The 23509-nt window shown below is 42.0% G+C and carries 21 protein-coding genes; 4 read left to right on the top strand and 17 right to left on the bottom strand.

The features are described from left to right. Window positions 1-284: 284 nt before the first annotated feature. Complete coding sequence (dbpA, locus tag VHA01S_RS06395; RefSeq protein ID WP_023403535.1) at window positions 285-1664, bottom strand: ATP-dependent RNA helicase DbpA; 1380 nt, start codon at window positions 1662-1664, stop codon at window positions 285-287. Window positions 1665-2345: 681 nt separating this feature from the next. Here dbpA and VHA01S_RS06390 point away from each other — a divergent pair. Both VHA01S_RS06390 and VHA01S_RS06385 read left to right on the top strand, forming a co-directional pair. Further along, window positions 2346-3269, top strand: a complete 924-nt coding sequence (locus VHA01S_RS06390; protein ID WP_023403534.1) for a porin — start codon at window positions 2346-2348, stop codon at window positions 3267-3269. A gap of 190 nt (window positions 3270-3459) precedes the next feature. Beyond that, a complete protein-coding gene (locus VHA01S_RS06385; protein WP_023403533.1) occupies window positions 3460-4080 on the top strand; it encodes a glutaredoxin domain-containing protein in 621 nt (206 codons plus the stop codon). 87 nt (window positions 4081-4167) lie between these two features. Here VHA01S_RS06385 and VHA01S_RS06380 read toward each other — a convergent pair whose 3' ends face one another. From VHA01S_RS06380 to VHA01S_RS06370, 3 genes are all read right to left on the bottom strand, one after another. Then, window positions 4168-4515 (bottom strand): hypothetical protein, encoded by a 348-nt coding sequence (locus VHA01S_RS06380; protein ID WP_023403532.1) that lies wholly within the window; start codon window positions 4513-4515, stop codon window positions 4168-4170. A 14-nt stretch (window positions 4516-4529) separates the two neighbouring features. Next, on the bottom strand, window positions 4530-5843 hold the full coding sequence (locus VHA01S_RS06375; protein WP_174375516.1) for a peptidoglycan DD-metalloendopeptidase family protein: 1314 nt from the start codon (window positions 5841-5843) through the stop codon (window positions 4530-4532). A gap of 213 nt (window positions 5844-6056) precedes the next feature. Continuing rightward, window positions 6057-6680: a hypothetical protein gene (locus VHA01S_RS06370; RefSeq protein ID WP_023403530.1), complete on the bottom strand. Its 624-nt coding sequence runs from the start codon at window positions 6678-6680 to the stop codon at window positions 6057-6059. A 487-nt stretch (window positions 6681-7167) separates the two neighbouring features. Between VHA01S_RS06370 and VHA01S_RS06365 the strand changes: the two genes are divergently transcribed. Next, window positions 7168-7410, top strand: a complete 243-nt coding sequence (locus VHA01S_RS06365; RefSeq protein WP_023403529.1) for a hypothetical protein — start codon at window positions 7168-7170, stop codon at window positions 7408-7410. 61 nt (window positions 7411-7471) lie between these two features. Here the strand turns inward: VHA01S_RS06365 and malG are convergent, their stop codons facing one another. From malG to malE, 3 genes are all read right to left on the bottom strand, one after another. Next, the gene (malG, locus tag VHA01S_RS06360; RefSeq protein ID WP_023403528.1) at window positions 7472-8362 is read right to left on the bottom strand and encodes a maltose ABC transporter permease MalG; all 891 of its coding nucleotides are present in this window, start codon (window positions 8360-8362) and stop codon (window positions 7472-7474) included. A gap of 12 nt (window positions 8363-8374) precedes the next feature. Further along, window positions 8375-9952, bottom strand: coding sequence for a maltose ABC transporter permease MalF (malF, locus tag VHA01S_RS06355; RefSeq protein ID WP_023403527.1), 1578 nt, complete (start codon window positions 9950-9952; stop codon window positions 8375-8377). Window positions 9953-10019: 67 nt separating this feature from the next. Next, window positions 10020-11198 carry a maltose/maltodextrin ABC transporter substrate-binding protein MalE gene (gene malE, locus VHA01S_RS06350; RefSeq protein WP_023403526.1) on the bottom strand — a complete coding sequence of 393 codons (1179 nt, stop codon included), beginning with the start codon at window positions 11196-11198 and terminating at the stop codon, window positions 10020-10022. Between the two features lie 708 nt (window positions 11199-11906). Here malE and malK point away from each other — a divergent pair. Continuing rightward, a complete protein-coding gene (gene malK, locus VHA01S_RS06345) occupies window positions 11907-13031 on the top strand; it encodes a maltose/maltodextrin ABC transporter ATP-binding protein MalK (protein WP_023403525.1) in 1125 nt (374 codons plus the stop codon). A gap of 101 nt (window positions 13032-13132) precedes the next feature. Here the strand turns inward: malK and VHA01S_RS06340 are convergent, their stop codons facing one another. From VHA01S_RS06340 to VHA01S_RS06295, 10 genes are all read right to left on the bottom strand, one after another. Further along, window positions 13133-13948 (bottom strand): hypothetical protein, encoded by an 816-nt coding sequence (locus VHA01S_RS06340; protein ID WP_023403524.1) that lies wholly within the window; start codon window positions 13946-13948, stop codon window positions 13133-13135. After that, window positions 13945-16287, bottom strand: coding sequence for a fimbria/pilus outer membrane usher protein (locus VHA01S_RS06335; protein ID WP_023403523.1), 2343 nt, complete (start codon window positions 16285-16287; stop codon window positions 13945-13947). The genes VHA01S_RS06340 and VHA01S_RS06335 overlap by 4 nt, the downstream gene beginning before the upstream one ends. An 86-nt stretch (window positions 16288-16373) precedes the next feature. Next, window positions 16374-17063, bottom strand: a complete 690-nt coding sequence (locus VHA01S_RS06330) for a fimbrial biogenesis chaperone (protein ID WP_023403522.1) — start codon at window positions 17061-17063, stop codon at window positions 16374-16376. A gap of 140 nt (window positions 17064-17203) precedes the next feature. Then, complete coding sequence (locus VHA01S_RS06325) at window positions 17204-17767, bottom strand: hypothetical protein (protein ID WP_023403521.1); 564 nt, start codon at window positions 17765-17767, stop codon at window positions 17204-17206. A gap of 91 nt (window positions 17768-17858) precedes the next feature. Beyond that, the gene (locus VHA01S_RS06320) at window positions 17859-18548 is read right to left on the bottom strand and encodes a helix-turn-helix transcriptional regulator (RefSeq protein ID WP_023403520.1); all 690 of its coding nucleotides are present in this window, start codon (window positions 18546-18548) and stop codon (window positions 17859-17861) included. A 487-nt stretch (window positions 18549-19035) separates the two neighbouring features. Further along, window positions 19036-19236 (bottom strand): hypothetical protein, encoded by a 201-nt coding sequence (locus VHA01S_RS06315; RefSeq protein ID WP_023403519.1) that lies wholly within the window; start codon window positions 19234-19236, stop codon window positions 19036-19038. A 280-nt stretch (window positions 19237-19516) separates the two neighbouring features. Further along, on the bottom strand, window positions 19517-20266 hold the full coding sequence (gene pstB, locus VHA01S_RS06310) for a phosphate ABC transporter ATP-binding protein PstB (RefSeq protein WP_023403518.1): 750 nt from the start codon (window positions 20264-20266) through the stop codon (window positions 19517-19519). Window positions 20267-20307: 41 nt separating this feature from the next. Then, window positions 20308-21171 carry a phosphate ABC transporter permease PstA gene (gene pstA, locus VHA01S_RS06305; protein ID WP_023403517.1) on the bottom strand — a complete coding sequence of 288 codons (864 nt, stop codon included), beginning with the start codon at window positions 21169-21171 and terminating at the stop codon, window positions 20308-20310. A gap of 5 nt (window positions 21172-21176) precedes the next feature. Then, complete coding sequence (gene pstC / locus VHA01S_RS06300; protein WP_023403516.1) at window positions 21177-22088, bottom strand: phosphate ABC transporter permease subunit PstC; 912 nt, start codon at window positions 22086-22088, stop codon at window positions 21177-21179. A gap of 102 nt (window positions 22089-22190) precedes the next feature. Beyond that, the gene (locus VHA01S_RS06295; protein ID WP_023403515.1) at window positions 22191-23012 is read right to left on the bottom strand and encodes a phosphate ABC transporter substrate-binding protein; all 822 of its coding nucleotides are present in this window, start codon (window positions 23010-23012) and stop codon (window positions 22191-22193) included. Window positions 23013-23509 lie beyond the last annotated feature (497 nt).

Raw genomic sequence — 23509 nt, 5'->3', positions numbered from 1 at the left:
TTGTTAAGCCTCAACAATTGGTTGACCATTGTTGAGGCTTTTTTAATTTACACATTCATCTTTCCCCTCCTCGATCACTGTAACCTAATCGCCAATCCACATAGCATTTAATTCATTGCCATCACCTAACAGTGATGCAAATTTCAAGACCTGACCCCGCTTTTCTCAAATCCATGTCAAAAAAAACGCCTGATGAAAACATCAGACGTTCTATTTAGGTATTCAATCTATGACCTAACACCACCGACAAACAGCGGTGCAAATTTCAAGACCTGACCCCGCAGCTAGGAAAGGATTCTGGCGCGGAATTTGCGGCCTTTCATTTTGCCGTTTTCTAGTTTTTTGTGGGCGATTTTTGCTATTGATTTATCTACTGCTACGTATGAGCGCATGTCGAATAGGTTGATTTTACCTACCTTTTTGCCGTCGATACCGTCGCCACTGGTGAGAGCACCTAAGATATCGCCTGCTCTTACTTTTTGTTTTTTGCCGCCAGAGATTTCAATGGTCACCATGCTTGGTTGCACTGAGGCTGTAGCCGTCGCTTTTGGTAATGGTTCCGCAGAGATCTCTGTGTTCATGTACTCATCGATAAGCGCCACGCGGTGGTATTCATTTTCACTAAACAGACTGCAGGCTACACCCTTGCTGCCGGCACGACCGGTACGGCCAATGCGGTGTACGTGAACTTCTGGATCGCGTGATAGCTGGTAGTTAACAACCGCATCTAGGTTTTCTACGTCTAATCCACGAGCGGCAACATCGGTGGCCACTAGGATAGATACGCTTTTGTTAGAAAACTGAACCAAAGTTTGGTTGCGTTCTCTTTGCTCAAGGTCGCCGTGTAAATCGATAACGCTAAAGCCTTTGTAATGCAACTCATCTGCCACTTCTTGAACTTCACGCTTAGTGTTACAAAAAACCACTGCAGACTCAGGTTGATACGCTAACAGAATGGTTTCCAGCGCTTTCAGGCGTTGATCATTGTTTTCTACTTTATAAAAGTGTTGAGTAATACTGCTTTTATCATGGGTTGATTCAACTTTAACTAGCTGCGGATCTTGCATGATGCGAGAAGCCACTTGTTGAATTTTTTCAGGGAAAGTGGCGCTAAATAGCAAGGTTTGGCGCTGTTTTGGCGCTTCTGCGATGATAGCGTCTAGGGCATCTTGGAAACCCATGTCTAGCATGCGGTCGGCTTCATCTAATACTAAGGTATTCAGCTCAGCTAGGTTGATGCGCCCTCTTTCTAGGTGATCCAAAATACGGCCCGGTGTCCCCACCAAAATATGAGCGCCGTGTTCAAGTGAACCAATTTGCGGCCCCATAGGAACGCCACCACAAAGAGTCAATACTTTAATATTGTGGATGGTGCGCGCTAATCTACGGATCTCTTTGGCTACTTGGTCAGCCAGCTCGCGCGTTGGACACAATACTAAAGACTGAACACGAAATCGCTTCACGTTAAGGTTAGTCAGTAAGCTCAAACCAAATGCAGCTGTTTTACCTGAACCTGTTTTACCCTGACCAATCACATCTTTACCGTTTAGCATTAGCGGTAAACTTTGTGCCTGAATTGGGGTCATCTCGGAATACTCCATCGACGCCAAATTATCAAGCAATGGCTGAGATAAAGGTAACTTAGAAAATTTATTGTCGCTCAAGGGAGATTCCTTTTGTAGATTAAGGGTTGGCAGGTATTGCAAGGTTGATGACCCTAAAGGGTAGACACGCTAATTGCAAGTGAAACTCGGTAACTGAGCCCAAGTTTAAAGGGTCTAACCGTAAAGAGATACACAAGATTGCGGTTTTCTGATCTGCAATATCAACCGCTGTTGCTCATTACTTGATGAAACCACTACAAATATAAGCTTTCACCTATACGCTCACAATTGAATAAGCACATCTTTATTTTTATATATTGCTTAAATATCGAACACACCACAGCCGATCTAGATCACATTTTCTATTAATAATTAGAGCTAGCTCTCAATCTATTTTGGCACAAAGGAAATCCCACTATTTTCTATTTTGCTTCGCTAAAGCTCCTCAATTTCCGAAAAACACCCCTACCAATAAATACTACTTAATAACTATTTTTCAATAGCTTACAAATAGCTATTCACATTTAAAAACAATTCTCACGCCTTAAAATTCCTTATAAATCAAGTGGTTAATAATCATTCAATTCATCATTTCGTCATCAAAGCGTCACTGCTCATTCATATTTGAGTCATTAGACATTCATATTCCGAATCTAAATTAGCGGCAAATCAAACGGGCATCAGCTCGAAAAAATAACTCCTGAGTAACAACTCAAACTTTATAAAATAGGAAATTTCAAAATGAAAAAGGCAGCACTAACTACCGCGATTCTAGCTTTAATGGCTTCAGGTTCTGCAGCAGCGGCAACTGTATACAAAGATGATGCTTCTGAGCTAAAAATTGGCGGTCGTGCGGAAGCTCGTTTCAACATTTCTGACAACAACGAATCTACGACTAACAGCACTTTCGAAGATAAGTCTCGTGCTCGTCTAAACATCGTTGGCAAAACTCAAATCAACGAAGATTTTTACGGTTTTGGTAAGTATGAAGCTCAATTTGATACTGATGCAGACATCACTAACCGCTACGTTTTCGCAGGTATCGGCACTAACATCGGTGAGTTCTCTTACGGTAAGCAAGACACAGCTCAAGTTATGCTAACTGACGTTACTGATGTAATGGCAACATTTGGCGCAGACGCAGCTGACATCGTTTCTGGTAACAAAGACAAGCGTACAAACAACTTCCTATACGCTGGTGAGTTCGGCGGTTTTGACATCCAAGCTAACTACCTAGCAAACGACGAAAAAGACGCTGACAGCTACGGCGCAGCAGCTATGTACTCTTTTGACTTCGGTCTAGCGCTAGGTCTTGGTTACGTTGCTCAAGCAAACGGCAACGATGACGACAGCCAAATCAACTTTGCAGCTGAGTACTCAATTGCAGATTTCACTCTAGGCGGTTTCTACGCACTAGGTTCTGTAGCTGACGAAGACGTAAACGCATTTGAAGTTTCTGCAGTTTACAAGCTAGACAAGTGGACATTCGCAGCAGTATACAACTACCAAGACGTTGAAAGTGTTGACGACGCAACTGTTGATAACGCAGCAATCGAAGCGGTTTACAAGTTCAACGGCAACCTTCGCACTTACGCTGGCTACAAGTTTGAGCAAGTTGAAGGTGACGACGACCAAATCCAAGCGGGTATCCGTTACGATTTCTAATATTGGTTAACGCCTAATCTTCTGATTAGACAAACTGAATATGCTATTGACCGAGCCTTGTGCTCGGTCTTTTTGTTTATGGCTGACAAACTGTTCATGCCAATTTTTTGTATAAATTACACAATAGATGAAAGTTTTTTTGATGAACTATGTTCTACTTTATTAATAGATTTACAAAAGGAACAGTAGCATGAGCAAACCCATTAAAATCACCCTGTATCGTTGGGGAGGCAGTTGGGGCCCTTTTAAAGTCAATATCCCTTGTGGCGAATGTACTCTCACTAAAGACATTCTCAAAGATACCTTCGACAATGAACTCAAAGACGTGCCTATTGAGCTCGAAGTAAAAGATTGGCTATCGCATTGGTGGGAGCCTTTAAAAATGGGCGCATGGCATGCACCCATTCTAGTAGTTGAAGGTAAAGTGATCAGCCAAGGCGAAGCATTAAACCGAGGCGTGTTGGTACAATCGGTCATCGCTCACTGGACCAAACAAGACGATTTAAAGGGCAACATCGTTTTTGGCAAAGCCACCTGCCCTTACTGCGTCAAAGCGAAAGCATTACTGGATAAAGCCGGGATCTCATACACCTATTTTGATGTAGTAAAAGACAGCGCCGCCCTATATCGAATGATCCCAGAGGTTAAAGCTCACATCGGACAAAAAACACCCGTCACTGTTCCGCAAATCTGGATGGATGGGCAATATATTGGGGGCGCTGATAACCTAGAGAAATGGCTACCCAGTGCAAGTAATACTGTACTGCCGGATAATGTGGTCGATATTCCAGCGCGAACAGGCAGTGATTAATCCCTGTCACTTCTAAAACAAAAAAATCCGCCACTTCAACTTTCAAGAGGCGGATTTTTAACTATGACGATTTAATATAGCGTCTGCTTATTTTCTTTTTGGCTGCTGGTAAGTTTTACCGGCCATTTTGTACGTATCGCTCTGCTTTACGTCAAAGTAGGCATCAAAGAACCAAGCAACAAAACGAATCACATGTTCATCAGTATTCATGACATGTTCTACAAACTCTTGCAGATCATCACCTTCTTGCTGAGTCGTTACATGATAAACACGTTGTTCGCCTTCTACTTCAGCAACCGCAAACTGTCCTTTTAAAGATAAAGCCACTTCGGACACTTCTTCATACTCGCACTCTTGCAGTAGTTGCAAAGCTTGTGGAAGATCGTCACATTGACTTGCAAGCATTACCAGTTGGGTAAATTCGCTTTGGTTCATTTACTATACCTAAATTAAAGAGACTCTTGAGGCTTATTATTCTGTGAATCATGCTGACTCGCAAGCAATACTTCCTCTTCTTTCATCATCTGAATCAAATTATCACGACGCGCAGCAAACTTAGTCATCTCATTTTTCGGCACAGATTCTGCCATTGGGATTTTTGCGGTAATCGGATCAACAGGGCGATTACGGATCAATAGTTCATAATGAAGGTGTGGCCCTGTAATACGTCCAGTAGCGCCAGACAATGCAATGCGCTCACCGCGTTTAACTTGTTGCCCTTTTTTCACCAATATACGGCTAAGGTGCAAATATCGTGTTTTATAGATAGAGCCGTGCTCTAACACAACGTACTTACCCGCATATGGATGGTTACGAATCATGATCACTTTACCATCACCCGTAGCCAATACAGGAGTGCCAACAGGTGCACGGAAGTCTGTACCATTATGAGGAGATAATCTTCCCGTTACAGGGTGGCGTCGTTTTGGATTAAACGGTGACGTCACGTGGTGGTTGGCTTCTGGGTAGCGCATAAAAGCACGTTGCAGACTTTCGCCATTTTCATCATAAAACTGACCATCAGTATGAAGAAATGCACTAATAGTGCGGCCACGATTAAATATTTTAACGGCTTCAATTTCGCGACTGCCAGTTTCGACTCCATCGACTGTTTGCACTTTATGCACCACAGAAAATTTGTCACCCGCACGCAGTTCACGAGCAAAATTCAGCTTGTCTTTCATTAAGGTCGTAATGGTGCGAATTTCATTAATGCTCAAGCCTAGTTTATGCGCTGATTTAGAAAAACTGCCATAAACCGTACCCACTAATGCAGTGGTATCCCATTGGCCTTTAACTGAAATATCTTTAAAAGCATAAGCACCATTTTTAACTCGAGAATATTGCACTCTATCAGCGGGGTTAAATTTCAGCTGCATTTTTTCCAATACACCGGATTTGTCATTTACCCAAAATAGCAGTTGGTTACCAGGGCTTAGGGTATCTAATGCTAGATGGTTAAGATCTTCTTCCATTATGCTCAATAAACTTGCATAAGAGATGCCTAGCTTAGAGAAAATCACACTGAGGTTGTCACCATTTTTAATGGTGTAGCTATAAGTAGGGATAGACGCGTAAGCGTTATGTTCAACTTTCGTCTCGGGAGCTGGGGCGGCAGTGCTTTGGATATTTAGCGGTACAAATTTTCGCTCATCTGTGTTGTGAGACAACACCAGACTTACCACTAACACTAAAAGAAAAATCAACCCTCCCTTTTTGATTCTGGACCGAGATTGTTGATTAAGTTGATTTAGCTTTAACACCGAAGTACCTACTGAAAATATAATTGAACACGCTATAACCCATAGAATCTTATGTAAATTCTAGCCTGTTCATTGTAAAAATTGATGAGCTTAAATGAGCTCGCATTCGTTAATTAACTTAACTCAATATTGATGAATAGATTTAATGGCAGTCGTATACTCTTTCCAGTGCTGGCTGTTAGTAAATGTTTGAGCCACTCTACACAAAAAAGTTCAATTCTTGCGTTCAAAAAGTCGACTGTCAGAAAGCGTAAATCTTCTCGTAATCAATTGGTTAGGTTTTTCTGCCATAGATTGGCTGAGGCTGTGTTGTTTAAAACTAAGCTCGACCGTATTCTGTTTATAAACTAAAGATTCAATTTCGATGCGATCACCTAAGAACAACTCTTGAGCGATAGAATAGTGGCCTTGATGCTTTTGATTTACATCCAAATAATAAAATGCGCCACTTCCTGAAGTTCGAACAACAGACGGAACCAACCACAATCGAGGGTTTGTTCTATTTTGTTTGATTTCACATAACCAATGAGTACTCAGTAACAGCTTACTTTTTACTTGGTTATAGACATAATCAGATTCATATAGGTAAGGGTCTTGAATACCTCGATGAAACTGTACGCTAGATTGAATGATGACATCATTGAGCGCACCGGGTTTTACCACCAGAGATTTAGGCAGGTTAAATTGAGAGTGCTCACAACGACTGTCTAAATGTACTTCGCTTACTTTGTACAGCTTGGCGCTATGTTTTAAGTCATGTTTAGTATATGAATCTGCGTTTGCGACTCCCGCCATCAATACAGAGCCTATCAGTGCGACTTTCAAAATATTTAACATGTGACTTAACCAATCTGTGTTCTAAGCCATATGCATCTAAACAAGGCTTTCGCTGCGCGTATTCTAACAAGCTATATCTATTTTTATAACAGAGTTTTGTCAATCTTTGATTGCATATACCACAAACAGCAATACAGTGTTTAACTACATTGCTTAAGTTTTTGATTCACAATCAAATTGCTTATGTTCTTCTTCAACAAGCCTGCGATCCCTCTCCCAATCCGACTTATTATTTAGTGTGTTTTTCGTCAAAAAATAATGAATTGTGATTCATAGTTAAATATTCATATGAATACATAAGAATGAAACTTAACTGTAATCATATTTTCATTTAACTCTGTTTAAATCTGCCATCAGCATAGGAGTAAGGGATTAACGCATTGGATTCTAAAACTTAGACAACCAAACATAAAGCCCTTGAATCACATTATTACAAGATCATGCCTCACGGATCGCTTCTATAAAAAGACATAAGTTAAGAGATAACATGCACGAGATAAAACTAGGAATTGATGTCATAAAGGATAAAAAAGCCGTCGAGTATCAATGGGTAAGAACCATGTACGTTGAAGGCTATTCGAATGAACGCATTGATCACTACATCAATGAATGCTTTGGGGGCGATCCTGTCTTCTCTCACTTATTTAGAAAAGTCGCTCTGCATCAGGAAAGCGTATACGTACTGATGCGGCACTTAGGGCATGCACCATCCAATATTGAAAATATTTAAGCCATTAAAAAAGGAAGCTTTGCAGCTTCCTTTTTCATTTTCGAGTAAGCAATAAATCCGCTTAGCCTTTCACACCACCGGAAGTTAAGCCGCCAACCAACCAACGCTGTGCCAATAAGAACACAATCGTAATCGGCAATGCTGACAATACAGCGGCTGCAGCAAAATCGCCCCATAAGTAGTTTTGCGGGTAAAGATATTGTTGCATGCCTACCGCTAGCGTGTATGAGTTCACATCCGAAAGTAGCAATGATGCCACTGGCACTTCACCCACAACGCCGATGAAAGATAGGATAAACACCACTGCCAAAATTGGCACAGACAGAGGTAACAATACCAAACGGAACGCTTGCCAAGGGGTTGCGCCATCCAGAGCTGCCGCCTCTTCCAACGAATTATCAATCGTTTCAAAGTAACCTTTAATGGTCCAAACGTGCAGCGCTATACCACCAAGGTACGAGAAGATAAGGCCACCATGGGTATTTAGCCCCAAGAATGGAATGTACTGACCTAATTTATCAAACAGTGCATAGATAGCCACCAACGCCAACACCGCAGGGAACATTTGGAAAATCATCATCGCTTTTAAGATGGTGTTTTTGCCTTTAAAGCGCATGCGAGCAAACGCATATGCTGCGGTGGTAGACAGCGCCACAATCAAAATTGAAGTAATGCCTGCAACTTTCACTGAGTTCCATAACCATAACAACACAGGGAACGGTGGCGGTGTCACGCTACCATCAGCGTGGGTCACAGATAAACCAAGCGCTAACTTCCAATGCTCTAAAGAAGGATTATCAGGAATCAAGCTACCTGTTGCAAAGTTACCTTCTCGAAATGAAATGGCGATAACCATCAACAAAGGGAAGATAATCAACGACAAGAAGATCCACAGAGCAATATGCGTTGCCCAAACACGGTATTTAAGGTTTTTGCCTTGTACCATAGCCATTGTTATTGCTCCTTAATCTTGAGATAGCTTAGTGAAACGAAGGTTAAGTAGTGCCATACCACCCACCAATAGGAAGATAAGCGTTGCGATAGCACTTGCTAGACCAAAGTCTTGACCACCACTGCCCTCGAAGGCGATACGGTAGGTGTAGCTCACCAACAAGTCGGTATAACCGGCCGGCTCTGAGGTACCTATCATGTTTGGACCACCATTAGTCAATAGCTGAATCATGACAAAGTTATTGAAGTTAAACGCAAAGCTGGCAATCAATAGCGGCGTCATTGGTTTAATCATCAAAGGCACTGTGATGTGGAAAAAGTTCTTAAATGGACCTGCACCATCAATTGCAGAAGCTTCATACAAATCATCAGGAATAGCTTTTAATAGCCCCATACACAAAATCATCATGTACGGGAAACCGAGCCAAGTGTTCACAATCAACACCATGGTTTTGGCTAAGAACGGGTCAGAGAACCAATTTGGCGAAATACCAAACAGCTGACTGAGCACCAAGTTTATTTCACCAAAACTTTGGTTAAACAAACCTTTAAATATCAATATGGAAATAAACGCCGGCACCGCATAAGGTAAGATGAGCAACACGCGATAAATAGCACGTCCTTTCAGTTCTTCCCACTGCACTACGCTCGCCAATACCAAGCCGATCACAAGAGTAAAAATAATCGTTAATACTGAGAACACTACGGTCCAGATGAATATCGAGATAAATGGCTCTTTGATACCATCGTCTTTCCAAACACGCTCGAAGTTGCCAGTGCCTATTCCAACAATAAAGCCAGGCGAAACTGTATCACCAACAAATTCTCCATTGGCATCTACCGGTTGATAAAAACCCACGTCCATATTGGGCATGAAGGTTTCACCGGTTTCGTTGTTGAGCATAGTTTGACCGTCGGCTTGCAACGTAAACAGCGGTTCGACACCAGCAAATTTACGCAACCCACTCATACGGACAGCTTCACCGTTGGGCTTAATCAGATCAATGTTACTCAATATCGGGCGAGCTTTAATAATGCTTTTAATTGGCTCTTTAGTACCTTGAACTGAGTTCGCATCAATGGCGGTGAGTTGTAGATCTTTACTGGTCACATCTTTAGTTAAGCTAAATTCTCGCGTAACTAGAGTATGCTCACCGTCTTGCAGCGCAATAATATGGCCACCAGCGGTTTTGAGCAGTTGAAATGGATAGCTGTCACCACTTTGGAAAGTGCGATTAACCAGAACCGTTTGCGCACGGTCGAGTGTCAGTTGGTTCTTCGCGCTGTAGTTAGTGAATGCCAAGTTAACGGTATAAGCCAGCGGGAAAAGAATGAATAAAATCATTCCCGCAATACCAGGATAAATATAGCGATGTGCGTAGGTTTTCTTACTACCGAAGATATATAGCGCTAACGCCGTTAAAATCAGTGTGAGAATAGCAAAAGCTACTTCTCCACGAGAATACATCAAGACGGTTGCATAACCGTTTACAATTCCGACTAAGCCAAGGGTTGCCCATTTCAATACTGATTTAGTATTTCCGGCAACGGAAGGAGTCTCAACAGAACCAGAAGATTGAACTGTCTGCATAAAAAGAACCTACTAGCGAATAATAAATAGAGAAAAGTAAGGAGGGGTTACCCCCTCCTTAAAGGGTTTACTTAAGCATTTGTTTTTTAGCGTCTTCTAGAGCCGCATCTACCGATTGACGACCATCGACAACATTGATGATGGCGTTTTTCGCTGAACTCCAGTAAGTGTTCATTTGCGGAATGTTCGGCATGATTTCACCGTGTTCAGCACTTGCCATTGTTGCAGCAATGCGCGGATCAGCAGCTAATTCTTTTTGGAACGATTTTAGTGCAACCGCGCCCAGTGGCTTATCGTTATTTACGTCACGTAAGCCTTCGTTAGTCAGCAAGTAGTTCTCAAGGAACTCAACCGCAAGATCTTTGTTTGGTGACGCAGTGCTAATACCAGCCGTTAATACACCAACAAACGGTGAAGAAGCCTGACCTTTGAACGTCGGTAGCGTCGTTACGCCATAGTTCACTTTGTTGTCATAACCGCCCCATGCCCAAGGACCATTGATGGTAAGTGCAACATCACCTTTAGCAAAAGAAGAATCCGCAATAGAGTAATCCATGTCCGCAGAGATCACTTTGCTATCTACTAATGACTTGATGAAGTTCATTGCGTCTTTAACGCCAGCGTTATCAATGCCTACGTTTTTAACATCATAACCAGCATCAGTATGTTTGAATGCGTAACCACCGTCAGCGGCCATTAGTGGCCATGTGAAGTAAGGTTCTTTTAGGTTCCACATGATCGCTTTTTTGCCATCTTTTGCTAGCTTAGCATCAAGAGCCGCTACTTCTTCCCAAGTTTTTGGTGGGTTAGGTACAAGATCTTTGTTGTAGATAAGAGCTAGAGCTTCGATAGCTACAGGGTAACCGATGGTTTTGCCTTGGAAGTTCACTGCATCCCATGCAAAATCAACAATGCCGTCTTTGATTTCTTTAGATGGTTTAATTTCAGCTAGTAAACCGGCTTCTGCGTAACCACCGAAGCGATCGTGTGCCCAAAAAATAATGTCTGGACCGTCACCAGTTGCAGCCACTTGAGGGAAGCGAGACTCTAAGCCATCAGGGTGAGCTACAGTCACTTTAATGCCTGTATCTTCTTCAAAGCGTTTACCCACTTCAGCCAGTCCGTTATAACCTTTATCGCCGTTGATCCAGATAGTCAGTTGACCTTCTTGAATTGCTGCGTGAGCACCAAAAGAACCAAGCGCAACAAGTGTTCCAAGTGCCACTGTACTTAGAGCTTTTTTCATGTGTGTAATCCTTTTTATTATATGTGTAGGGCTATCAAAGTTATTCCTGAAAGCCAAATTTCAGCATCTATCATCCGCTAGTCGCTATGAATCATCATCATCCTGACTACTACGCCCTATATAAATGAACGCATTTTCGTGATCGAGCTCTCTTAGTAACAGTGACGCGAATCACATAAAGTCTATAAATGTGATTAAAATCAACAGAAATACCCGAATAAAAGAGAGGTTGATCCGTTTATTCAATAGGGGGTGATTTACCCCTCCTCCCCTGCTACTCCCCCCACAAAAAAGCCGTTCGGGAGGATGTATGACACCACCAAATTGCACAAACTAACAACATCCGAGATATGGATGGTAAGAACCCTTTTCTAACTTGTTTGTTGGGATTACATTTCAAACCTGGCTAGTAGTAACTTAATTGACGTGCGCAATGAACATCATTACGGGGAACACGGAGACTAAGATGCGGGGGATATTAGCTAGAATTGGAGATGGTCAGGTGATGTGACCAAAACAGGCTGAAGTTATTGACTCTTAGGGTGAGTCATTAATCTTCGTGTTTTGTGTTCATCACCTTTTTTCTTTCCTGTTCTCTAAAGAATATATTGAACAATTACTTCTGAATTTCTATTTTAGTGCTCATGGAATAATCAATAACCATAAATGAGTGCTAATGGGTAAAATTAATATTGAGGATCCACTCAAATGACCAGTGTCACGCTAAAAAATGTATGTAAATCCTACGGTGACGTAGAGATCTCTAAAAACGTCGACCTAGATATTCACGAAGGCGAATTTGTCGTGTTCGTTGGTCCATCAGGTTGTGGTAAATCAACTCTGTTACGTTGTATTGCCGGCCTAGAAGACATTACGTCAGGCGATCTGTACATCGGCGAACAACGAATGAATGATGTTGAGCCTTCTAAACGTGGCGTTGGTATGGTGTTTCAGTCTTACGCTCTTTACCCGCACCTGAATTTATACGACAACATGTCTTTTGGTATGAAGCTGGCAAAAGCAGACAAAGCCGAAACAGAAAAACGCGTTAAGCACGCCGCTGATATTCTACAACTGACACATCTTTTAGACCGACAACCGAAAGCGCTATCAGGCGGTCAACGCCAACGTGTAGCAATTGGTCGTACTTTAGTATCACAACCTGAAGTCTTCTTATTGGATGAACCGTTATCTAACCTTGATGCGGCATTGCGTGTGCAAATGCGCAGTGAAATCACTAAGTTACAACGTCAATTAGGTTGTACCATGATCTACGTAACCCACGATCAGGTTGAAGCTATGACCATGGCCGATAAAATCGTGGTATTAGACGGAGGCCATGTTTCTCAAGTTGGCCGACCACTAGATTTATACCATTACCCACAAAACCGCTTTGTGGCTGGATTTATCGGCTCACCTAAAATGAATTTCATTAGTGTGCACGCTATCGAAGCTTCTTCAACGCATGTCAAAGTTGAGCTAGAAAACAAAGTGGCGTTTAATATTCCTGTCGATGGTACCACGGTCATCGTCGGTGAACGTATGTCATTAGGCATCCGCCCAGAGCACTTATTAATGTCTGATTCTTCAGAAGCAACCATTGAAGGTGAAGTGACCATAGTTGAAAAACTTGGGCAAGAAACGCAAGTGTACTTGTCGGTGGAAAGCGCAGATACTGATATCAACTTTAGACAACCTGATACCTTAGAAGTTGAGCCTGGCGATCACTACGCCATCGGCATTGATCCTAAACGCTGTCACCTATTCCACGATGATGGACGCGCTTGCCGCCGTTTACATCAAGAAGTTGGCGCGAGTATTCCTGAGGCATAAGTTTACAGACTGTATGTAATAAAGCCTTAAAGCCAACGAAAGCTAGAACCCCACTAAGACCCCTTTAATTTCTGCATCAGATAGGAATTAAAGGGGTCTTTTTATGGTCTGGCGGTTGCTGTAATCGTTACTGTGTCTTTATAACGGCCCGCTATAGCACCTTCCACAGAGCCCACACGAAACTCCATTTCTTTTCTATGTCCTGATGCCGATGGTGGTGAAAAAGGAATAGCAGAACCAAAATGAATGGGCTTGCCATCTAAACTAACAGAATAACGAATCACTTCCCCTTCGTTCTGACTGTGGATTAATGCGCCATTCTTTGACTCAACTTCAATGGAGTATGAAGTATTAGAATACACCCCAAGCTCTACTCGTTTGCGACTCCCCGAGGTTAAAACGCCAAAATCTAGGGTGTTATTCTTGATGGAAGGGCTATACAAGTTTATCGATAAATAAGGATATATTTGCACTGATGCTTTTCGTTTTTTAGCTGAACGTTTGACATCAAATAACGCTAATGTGAGGTTTGCGGAATAAATGCCGGGGCGATGATGCCCATCATCTGCAAACCAAAGTTGAAAAGATTGTCTGGCACTATTTCCTATAATAGGAATGAATATTTGCTTATTCTTCAGAGCATTATAAGCCCTGCCTTGTTCATCAGTAACATTAGCTAACATGCTGCTTTGCTTTTGTTTAAAACGTATCTGCCCATTTTCTTCGGTTTTTAATAAAAACCCTTTTAAACCACACTTTCGCAATGCATCACTGAGCTCGATTTCAACGCGAATTTTCGGGGTACTCTCTATATCGTTACTGTGTACATTTTGAGTCGATATCCCCCAACTACCTCGGCACTCGGCAAAAGTAAATTGCGAATACATCACCACTATTAGACCAATCAAAAACTTCATGGGTTCACCTCTTCTAAACTCAAAGGCGATAAATAAATGAGATTACTTTGCGTATTCTCGATCACTAATATGCCTTTAAACGAAGGATCTCCGATAATGGTCACTTCAAACTCACCATCACTCATCCTTTCAATTGCAAATCGTCCTGCTTTATTGGTAAAGATACTGCGCCGCAACCCTTGCCCAACAACCACACCGTTTCTCAGCGCAATAGCATCACCATTAGCCGCCACTAACGAACCAATAACGGTTTTGGTATTATCGGAGCCGACAACCACAGAGTGCCCAGTATAAGTGCCCGCCGTAATTTGATAGTACCCAGAACCATAATCATAACCAATCGGCGCCTGCGGTATAGTAACGTCAAACGAACTGGCAGAATGACCACCATATAAAGGCACGGCATTGCTTAACCCAGTGGTGGCTATCGCTTCTGGGGAGGAATCTGTAAATTCATTAATATAGACCGGTACATCAAGTGAATCATGAACGTTAACGATAACCGCCGGCCCACGATAGCCTCTATTCCAAGATAAATGGCTATCCACCATAGTAAAACCACTGGAAATTCGCCCAGATACCGCATTTGTTTCCACATCAGCATTTCTATCAACTAAACGTTCGACATCAACCTCAGCTGAATAACGGTTGCCTATATAATCTGCTCGCACCTCATAGTTTTCAAAAGCATCGCTATACTCTCCAGCAACTTGATAGCCATAACCGCCAACACTGTTAGAACTGTATTTAGTAAAACTGGCCCGCGAACGATTACCTTGGCTAAAATACTGCGCAAGTGCTTCGTAATCCCCACTATCCGAATACCAATCCCACTCCACCACAAAATAGAAATTGGTATCGCTTGTCTCAGTGCTCCCCCCTGCTTCGAGATACTCTGCGCCAAGAGTGATATCAAAGTTTTGATAGATCCATTGCAATTCTAATTGCGCCGCCAGATCGTACCTATCTGGGGAGTGCAAATAATCGATTTGAAAAGAAGGGCTTAAATTTAAATTTGAGCTAAATCGATAAGTATAATCAACAATGGCGCTGGTTCCGGTTTCTAAGTCGCGAGTGATATCCCAAGGGATTGGGCGATAATCATAGAATGACTCAACACTGGCTCTAAAATTGGGAGACCCATAACTCACCCCTTCCAAAAATGTACTGGAGTAATCGATTGAGGCTACCCCTCCTATCACATCCACATCATCGTAATTAAGTACGCTTCCTCGAAACCCGATACTTGATGCACCTGTCCCCAACCCTAGGCTGATACCACCGATTTGCCCTAAAGGATGATAAAGACCGTTGATACCAACCGTTAACCACTGCGTAAGACCGTAGTCGTAATAAGACTGAACTAAGTATTGCTCTTGGTCATATTGATATTTCCGATTATCAACGTTTGAAGACAACCCCGTATAAATCCCATAATCACTAAAACCCATTTTTAATAATCGAGTATTAAAAAACTGACTATAAGAAATTTCTTCACGCCGCCCTGACTGATAGCGGATCTCTAAACGAATATCGTTATTTCCTTGGCGTAACGGCAAATCATCTATGCTATATCGACCCGGCGCTAAACGTAAATCACCATAAAAAGTATCGTTTATATAAACGGCAATAGTGGCACTCTCGACCAAATACACTTCCTGCGAACCGCCACTTTGAATATTTCGGCTCGGTTGTAATCGATTCCATAACCTTTCTAACGCTATCCCGCCCAATGTGACTGAGGGTAAATGCCCTGTGGTATAAGGCTGAATATCTCCAACTGTCAGTCGGAGCGGATAACTGGGGCGGTCGACAAACGCTCGTAAATCACCGCGGTACACTTCTATCTCGCTATTTTGCGTTGAATTACTCGGCGAAGCGTAAATTGACCCGTCTAAATTTAAGCCCTTGTATCCACCAAAATTAGTGGCGGTTATCCATTCAACACGCCAATCTACAGGGTCTATAATTTGAGTGCTGTCCACGTAATTGGCGGTGAGATTAAAGATATTGTGCCAAGCAAAAAAACCAGACTCCGTATAAACAGGCGTTTCATAGGGAATATCAAAACTTAAGTCATTTTGTTTGGCATTGTCTTTATTTAAATGCAAATTTAAGCTCAAATCTAAATAATCAAATCTGAGATCAATCCCAATATTGTATAACTCTTCTTGAGTGACAATTTTATTACCAAAAGTGAGCAATTGTTGCGACACTTCTGATGTGATTTGATTTTTCAAATGACTGTGTAATTCAGTCGCATTGACCCCAATTAAGTTTTCTCCATCGGTGATGATATTCACTTCAGATAACAAAGTTTGTCCGCGATACAAAGGCACAGGAAAATTCCAATTCTGCGAACAAGCAGAAAAACTAACCCACAATAATAAAAAGGCTATATGAGATTTCATATAGAATAATGGCGCTAATTCAAAGAAAATTCGACAATAGCACTGCCTTTATTACCTTGTGATAGTTTGTATTTCTTAATGACCTTTGGCAGCAAATAATTTGATTTGTTCTCAAACTCAAGCTCGTTCCAACTCATGGTTTTTTGTTGACCATTTTTTGAAAATGTCAGCTGTGCTTGGCTTACGTTTAAAACGCAATTTCCTTGATTAATCAAAATTAAATAATCGGATTGAACCTTATAACTCAAACTATTTGAGCACTCTTCCGCAGTCGGAGACACAAAAACTACCGTTGAAAAGTTGAATAAGAACTTAACTTGCGCATCATCAACCGTACCATCATTGGTTTGAACTTCTTCAAATAATACTCGGTAAGTATGGGTAGATTGCACTTGCTCTGAGCCTAAATATCGCACTCTAAATCGACGCACACTATTTGCGGCAACAATCGCTTGGGGGGGTAAGATCAGAAAGTCTTCATCGGCTTCTAAAGTGGTTTCTTCATTGGTCTCTGGATCTATTTCTATGCGCTGCACTGAGACTTGAACACGAACCTCTTTGTTTGAAGTATTGGTTACCTGGTAACTCGACTGAGCCTTTGAGCCTACATACTCCATTTCCATATACATAGGAGTAACTTGATAAGCAAACGCATAGCGAACCGAACAAAGCAACATCAAACACACACCCAATATAACCTTCATGTTTCCTCCAATGAATCAAAATGAGGCTAGTACAGTGATACTCGCCTCATTTAAGGTTACGTGACTTATATTTGACCAATCGTAACGATTGGTGTTAATCGCGCTAAATCATGCAGTGCGATTAACTAAAGTGAACTCCATTACAGAATACCGGCTACCTCAATAGTCACTGTATCTGAGTATTCACCCTCTAAAGCCCCTGTTGCATCAACAGTTAATTCCACAGCAGCATCTTGCAATGCATCCGCTTCAGCAATGGTTTCTTCTACTTCTAGATCCCCTACCGAAGGAGAAAACGAAAGCGCTGTTCCTGCAACGTCTAACGTGTAAGGCAGTAATGCTGGTGATTTATTGTGAGCTAGACCACCATTGCCAGAAGTCATTGTCACTGTAAAGCCATCGGTGGTATTACAGTATGCACTGATCGAACCAATCGCTAACCCTGACACTGATTTACTGTCTGCAAATACGTCAATATCACTGTCTACCACTTCTAGTTCACACTCACATGGAACCGTACCGGAAATCTCTAGGGGTAAATCGACTTCACAAAAAGTCTCTGGTGGATCGCCTGGCTCATCGTCTCCGCCAGGATAGCCTCCGTGACATATTTTGGTTTTATGTTTTCGGCCAGCATCGGCATCTGGGATAATTAAGCCAAACATGGCTAACCCCAATACAGCCGCAAATAATGCATTCTTCATTTTCAGTCCCTCGCTAATGTTGTGCTTTTAAGCACGTTGCGAGGAAAGTTTAGTGTGGCTTAACATTTTTCACGTCACCCAAAATGGTGAATTACGCGCCATTCATAGGATGATTTTTGGGTGAATTTGATGTTTGTTGTACCGCGCGGGCAATCAGTTCGGCTTTGGAATGCACATTCAACTTACGCATTACACTCGAAGCATGTGTTTTGACTGTATTAACACTCACGTTAATGGATTCCGCTATTTGCGGGTTATTCAATCCTTTTAGGATCATAAAACAGATGTTTTTCTCTTTGGGTGTCAACGAATGGACCTGAGCAAAATCATCGGCTGCAATATAAGGGTCAAACTCATTGGTCACGTATGCCTTAGCCAACTTACTGAGGTCTTGTCGGCTATACCATAATTCACCATGGCTAACCGCTTCCACTGCAGGTGCTAATTGCTCTAAGCAACGCTTTTTCATTACCACACCAGAAAAGCCATTTAAAATCCAATCCCCAACCTGAAATCCCGATTCATCAATGTTAACCGCTAGCCAATCGCCTTGTTCATGCACTGGATTGATTCCACTGCGCATGGGATTACTTACTGTTTGGGTATCAATTAGATAAATACTTCTTTCATTAAAACTATCGGCAGAGCAAAAGCAGTCGTTCACGCTAGTGAAGGCAGAAAACCTAGGAGTTGAAAAGTGTTGATTGAGTATTGCGGTTGAGGCGTTGGCAAATTCTTCTGAACGTGTAATCACATAGCCACTTGCGTATATAAGAGACATAGTTCCTCCCTAAACGTCTCGCCAGCAAGTAGATGATCCGTTTATCATTTTAAAGCGACTGTATCCATAGCGCTTTAAAATCAGGAGATCGCCTTTCTAATCCACTTGAAGGCAATGTATACCAATCATCGTAATTAACTGATCGCTCTAGCGTGTTAACACACTTGAAGACAGCGATGGGATTTATGTTCACTTAATTACGGTGATTGCTATTAAAGGTAGGACTTTATTGAAGTAATTCAATATCTAAACGTGTTCCGTCATTCACCTCTTGAATGACTGTAAAGGAGACACGACTAAGCTATTGATACTTTATAAGATCTTCCATTTTGTTGCTCTTAGACCAATATGGCATATAAAAATCAGTTTTAATTCACATTAACTAAGATCAGTCATCCGAGAGCACAGGCAAAGCCACGAACCTTTTTCTAAGGCATAAAAAAACCGAGCTATATAAGCGCTCGGTTTTCACTAATCACGTAATCACTTAATGAACAGGAGTCTCTGACTCTGAATAAAACTTACCAAAATACTGTTCTAGTATTTCTGGCGTTAACTCACCCGCTTCTTCAAGTTTTTTTAATTCTGCCGCTATTTTCTTTTGCTCTTCTATTGAAGGCAATTTCTCTTCAGGCTGATCTCCGGCTTGCTCGGCCATTGATGCTAACTCTTTCTCTAAATCACTCACGATTAATACCTCATATCGAAACTAAATTGAGTGTACTTAGACCTGAATAGAAGGTCAATCTTATCGCTATCGTTCTCTAGGCGGTCCCTGACAAGTCAAACGGGACCACTTTGACAACAACGTAATATCAGTCCACATAAGTATTTGATTACGAGTACTTATCCGGGTTGATATAACTGGAAATTTGCAATTATGTAGAGTAAAAAGGCCCCTCAATAATTGAGGGGCAAAAGTCCATCGCTTATTATTATAGTTAATCTTGCAAATTTAAACGGCGCTATTAACCAAAATCACCGTTTACGTAACCTTGAGTGCGATCATCACGTGGGTTACTAAATATTACTTGTGTTTCATCGTGCTCAACCAACTCTCCCATCAAGAAGAAAGCAGTGCGGTCTGAAATACGACGAGCTTGCTGCATTGAGTGCGTCACGATAACAATGGTGTAATCCTTTTTCAGATCTTCCATTAGTTCTTCGATTTTGTGTGTCGCAATTGGGTCAAGCGCAGATGTAGGTTCATCCATCAAAATCACATCCGGTTCCATAGCGATAGTACGCGCAATACATAAACGTTGTTGCTGACCACCGGATAGACCAAATGCGTGTGATTTAAGACGATCTTTCACCTCATCCCACAACGCTGCACCGCGCAGTGATTTTTCAACCACTTTATCAATGTGCTTCTTGTCTTTGATGCCTTGAGCACGCAGACCATAAGCCACGTTTTCATAGATGCTCATCGGGAATGGGTTTGGCTTTTGGAATACCATGCCCACTTTAATGCGCAGGTCAGCGACATCGATGTTGCCATAGATATCTTGACCGTCCATTTCCACAAGGCCGGTAATTTTTACGCCTTCAATCAAATCGTTCATGCGGTTTAGACAACGTAGTAGCGTTGATTTACCACAACCCGATGGGCCGATAAGCGCCGTTACTTGGCGAAGAGGAATTGGTAAGTTGATGCTTTTTAGCGCTTTATTGTCGCCGTAGAAAAGATCTAGGTTTTCGATATTAAATTTGTTCATGTTCAGTATCTCTTAAATTCTTTGTGTCTATCTAACAACAATTAGTAAGTCGCTTTGTTGAAACGGCTAGCGATAAGTTTGGTTAACATATTAATCAGAAGCACCACCACAATCAGCACTGTTGCCGTACCGTAGGCTTGGTTCCACTCATCAATAGTAAATAGCTCTGTTGTTAACTTATATAGGTGAACGGTTAGCGTACGGCCTGAATCAAGAAGCGTATCAGGGATACGTGCCACCATACCTGCTGTCAAAAATACCGGCGCTGATTCACCAATTACGCGACCAATACTCAAGATAACAGACGTCAAAATACCTGGCATTGCGCTTGGTAGGATTAAGCGCCAAATGGTGTAGATTTTTGACGAGCCTAAAGCATAAGAACCTTCACGGAAAGTGTGTGGAACCGCCATCAGTGCTTCTTCCGTTGCACGGATAATCACTGGCAGAATCAAAATACTTAACGTTAGTGCACCCGATAAGATAGAGAAGCCTAATCCTAAAATGGTCACAAAGAAGGTCATACCAAATAGACCAAAGATAATTGACGGGATACCCGCCAGTGATTCAGTACAAAAACGAATCACTTTTACGAACTTACTACCCACTTGCGCATATTCAGTCAGGTAGATAGCTGTCATGATACCCAAAGGCGCTGCAACAGAAATCGAAGCAACAACCATATAAACCGTTGACACGATCATTGGGAAAATACCCTGAGAATCACCAGTACGACTGTAGTCGCCTGTCACGAAGTCCCAGTTTACGAATTGCAAACCATTCGACAAAATGTACCAGATAATCCAGAACAAGAAGCCCACGGTTAAGCCAGCAGAAAGCCATACAAATACGTTAAGCATGTTGTCTTTACGCTGACGAGATTGTTTTAGTTTTACTGTATCCATTACTCTTATCTCGCTTTCTGACGGTTAAGATACAAAAGAGCACCGTTTAACATCATAATGAAGATCAACAGAACCACACCGGTTGCGTACAATGCATTTGCGTGAAGCCCGCTTGCGTACGACATTTCGATTGCGATGTTGGCGGTCAGTGTACGCGCCGCATCCAATAGTCCTTCAGGCATCGCTGGGGCATTACCCATAACCATGATGATGGCCATTGTTTCGCCAAGAGCACGACCAATCCCCAAAATAACACCCGTCATAATGCCAGAGCGAGCCGCTGGAACGAGGATCTTAAAGATGGTGTAAATCTTTGAAGCACCTAACGCTAGAGACCCTTCTTTATAAGCTCGCGGCACAGCGCGAATAGAAGTTTCAGAAACGGTAATTACCGTCGGTAGAATCATTACGCCTAGTACGATAATACCGGCCAAGATAGTGTTACCCGCAGGTACGTTGAAGATCTGCTGGATAAGTGGAACGATAATCACCAGACCAAAGAAACCGTACACTACCGAAGGAATACCCGCCAATAATTCGATAGCAGGGCGGATTATGTTACCTACGCGCTTAGGCGCAATTTCAGCAATGAAGATGGCGGTTAATACGCCAACAGGAACACCAAATAGCACCGCACCGAGTGTAGAGACCAGCGAGGCAACAATCATTGTTGCAACACCGTACAGTGCAGGTGGTAACCAGTTTTGTCCTAGGACGATTCCGCCAAAACCCGCGGCTTGGAATGCTGGGATACTTTCTTTAACGATGAAGTAAGCGATGATGGCTAGAGAAACAATACCGATAACGGCACTGGATAAGAACAATCCGTGAAAGATTCGTTCTCTCCAATCAACGCCACGGTCTTCCCTTAATGAAGAGCTAGGGATAACCGAAGCTTGAACATTGTCATTTTTCATTGAAAAATTCACTATAAATTGCGATGGGAAAATCAAATACGCAAACAAGGTGCGCGGAAAAAGCTCAGCCTTCACAGGCTGAGCAAAATAACTCTTTTTCTATTAGTGAGCAGCGATGTAGCCTTTGCTTGCTACTAGTTTTTGTGCTGCTGCAGATTGCATCCACTCGATGAATTTCTTAGTTTCAGCAGAAGTGTTCGCTTCTTTGTAAAGAACTAGGAAAGGACGAGAAACATTGTAAGAACCACTCTTAATGTTTTCTACAGAAGGTTTTGCGCCGTCGATTGCTAAAGCGTGAACCGTGCTGTCTACCGTACCAAGAGAGATGTAACCGATAGCGTATGGGTTAGAAGCAACTTGAGTTTTAAGTGCGCCGTTACCGTTTGCTACTTGAGCACGCTGAGAGATAGCAGATACAGTAATGTCGTTTACTTTCATTTTAAGACCCATGATGTCTTCGAAAGCGCCACGAGTACCAGAAGCTGTGTCACGTGTAACGGTTACGATTGGCTTGTCTGCGCCACCAACTTGTTTCCAGTTTGAGATTTCGCCTTTGTAGATAGCTTGAACTTGCTTAGAAGTTAGACCTTCTACAGAGTTGTCAGGGTTAACAACTACTGCGATACCATCATGAGCGATAGGTAGTTCCTTTAGAGAAGGTTCTTCTTCAGAAGCTTTAAGAGCACGAGAAGACATACCTAGGTTTGCTGTACCAGATTTAGCAGCACGAACACCTGCAGAAGAGCCAGGGCCTTGAACTTCGATAAATACGTTATTGTTCGACTTCATGTAAGTTTCAGAGAAAACTTCCATAAGAGGAGTAACGCTGCTTGAACCAACTGCTGAGATAGTCTCTTTTGCAACTGCAGGAGTCATTGTTAGTGCGCCTAGAAGTGCAACTGCACCGATTACTGTCTTTTTCATCTGTTTGTCCTTAATGGGAATAACGTTCACAACATTTACTATGCTGTGGGTTTGTTTAGTTGACGAGGGACACTTTAAGGGTGTTGTGTGACACTTATGTTTCAGAACTTTGAAAGCTAAATGACAATTTTCATCAAATAGGACAATACATAACGCTGAGTTTTTAAAGCCTATAAATAAGCACAAGCGTCAAGGACAGAATGAAATACGGGGTTGTGGATTTGATATAACAGCTGAGCTTATATTTATTTTTACTTTTAAAAACAATGATTTAAATGATAATTAAATGGAGGCATGTTAATTTTCACTTAGCATAACGCAAAGCAAAGTTAACGATTTTGCTCAAATCTCATACTGATTTTTCGCGCTAAATAGACTCACTTCCCCGCAGTAGCCTTTCACTAAACTGTCATAATTGACGATGAAATAATTGAAATATTTCAACGCGAAAAAACCGATTAAATTAAACCGCAACGCGAAATAATACCAATCACACT

It is taken from the genome of Vibrio halioticoli NBRC 102217, assembly GCF_000496695.1.
In the GTDB taxonomy this organism is placed as follows: domain Bacteria; phylum Pseudomonadota; class Gammaproteobacteria; order Enterobacterales; family Vibrionaceae; genus Vibrio; species Vibrio halioticoli.
This window is presented reverse-complemented; position numbering and strand designations above follow the sequence as displayed.

What these genes read in the sequence shown, in the direction of transcription:
- VHA01S_RS06390 (WP_023403534.1), top strand. Translation starts at nt 2,346, where the DNA reads ATGAAAAAGGCAGCACTAACTACCGCGATTCTAGCTTTAATGGCTTCA.
- VHA01S_RS06385 (WP_023403533.1), top strand. Translation starts at nt 3,460, where the DNA reads ATGAGCAAACCCATTAAAATCACCCTGTATCGTTGGGGAGGCAGTTGG.
- VHA01S_RS06380 (WP_023403532.1), bottom strand. Translation starts at nt 4,515, where the DNA reads ATGAACCAAAGCGAATTTACCCAACTGGTAATGCTTGCAAGTCAATGT.
- VHA01S_RS06370 (WP_023403530.1), bottom strand. Translation starts at nt 6,680, where the DNA reads ATGTTAAATATTTTGAAAGTCGCACTGATAGGCTCTGTATTGATGGCG.
- VHA01S_RS06365 (WP_023403529.1), top strand. Translation starts at nt 7,168, where the DNA reads ATGCACGAGATAAAACTAGGAATTGATGTCATAAAGGATAAAAAAGCC.
- malG (WP_023403528.1), bottom strand. Translation starts at nt 8,362, where the DNA reads ATGGCTATGGTACAAGGCAAAAACCTTAAATACCGTGTTTGGGCAACG.
- malF (WP_023403527.1), bottom strand. Translation starts at nt 9,952, where the DNA reads ATGCAGACAGTTCAATCTTCTGGTTCTGTTGAGACTCCTTCCGTTGCC.
- malE (WP_023403526.1), bottom strand. Translation starts at nt 11,198, where the DNA reads ATGAAAAAAGCTCTAAGTACAGTGGCACTTGGAACACTTGTTGCGCTT.
- malK (WP_023403525.1), top strand. Translation starts at nt 11,907, where the DNA reads ATGACCAGTGTCACGCTAAAAAATGTATGTAAATCCTACGGTGACGTA.
- VHA01S_RS06340 (WP_023403524.1), bottom strand. Translation starts at nt 13,948, where the DNA reads ATGAAGTTTTTGATTGGTCTAATAGTGGTGATGTATTCGCAATTTACT.
- VHA01S_RS06330 (WP_023403522.1), bottom strand. Translation starts at nt 17,063, where the DNA reads ATGAAGGTTATATTGGGTGTGTGTTTGATGTTGCTTTGTTCGGTTCGC.
- VHA01S_RS06325 (WP_023403521.1), bottom strand. Translation starts at nt 17,767, where the DNA reads ATGAAGAATGCATTATTTGCGGCTGTATTGGGGTTAGCCATGTTTGGC.
- VHA01S_RS06320 (WP_023403520.1), bottom strand. Translation starts at nt 18,548, where the DNA reads ATGTCTCTTATATACGCAAGTGGCTATGTGATTACACGTTCAGAAGAA.
- pstB (WP_023403518.1), bottom strand. Translation starts at nt 20,266, where the DNA reads ATGAACAAATTTAATATCGAAAACCTAGATCTTTTCTACGGCGACAAT.
- pstA (WP_023403517.1), bottom strand. Translation starts at nt 21,171, where the DNA reads ATGGATACAGTAAAACTAAAACAATCTCGTCAGCGTAAAGACAACATG.
- pstC (WP_023403516.1), bottom strand. Translation starts at nt 22,088, where the DNA reads ATGAAAAATGACAATGTTCAAGCTTCGGTTATCCCTAGCTCTTCATTA.
- VHA01S_RS06295 (WP_023403515.1), bottom strand. Translation starts at nt 23,012, where the DNA reads ATGAAAAAGACAGTAATCGGTGCAGTTGCACTTCTAGGCGCACTAACA.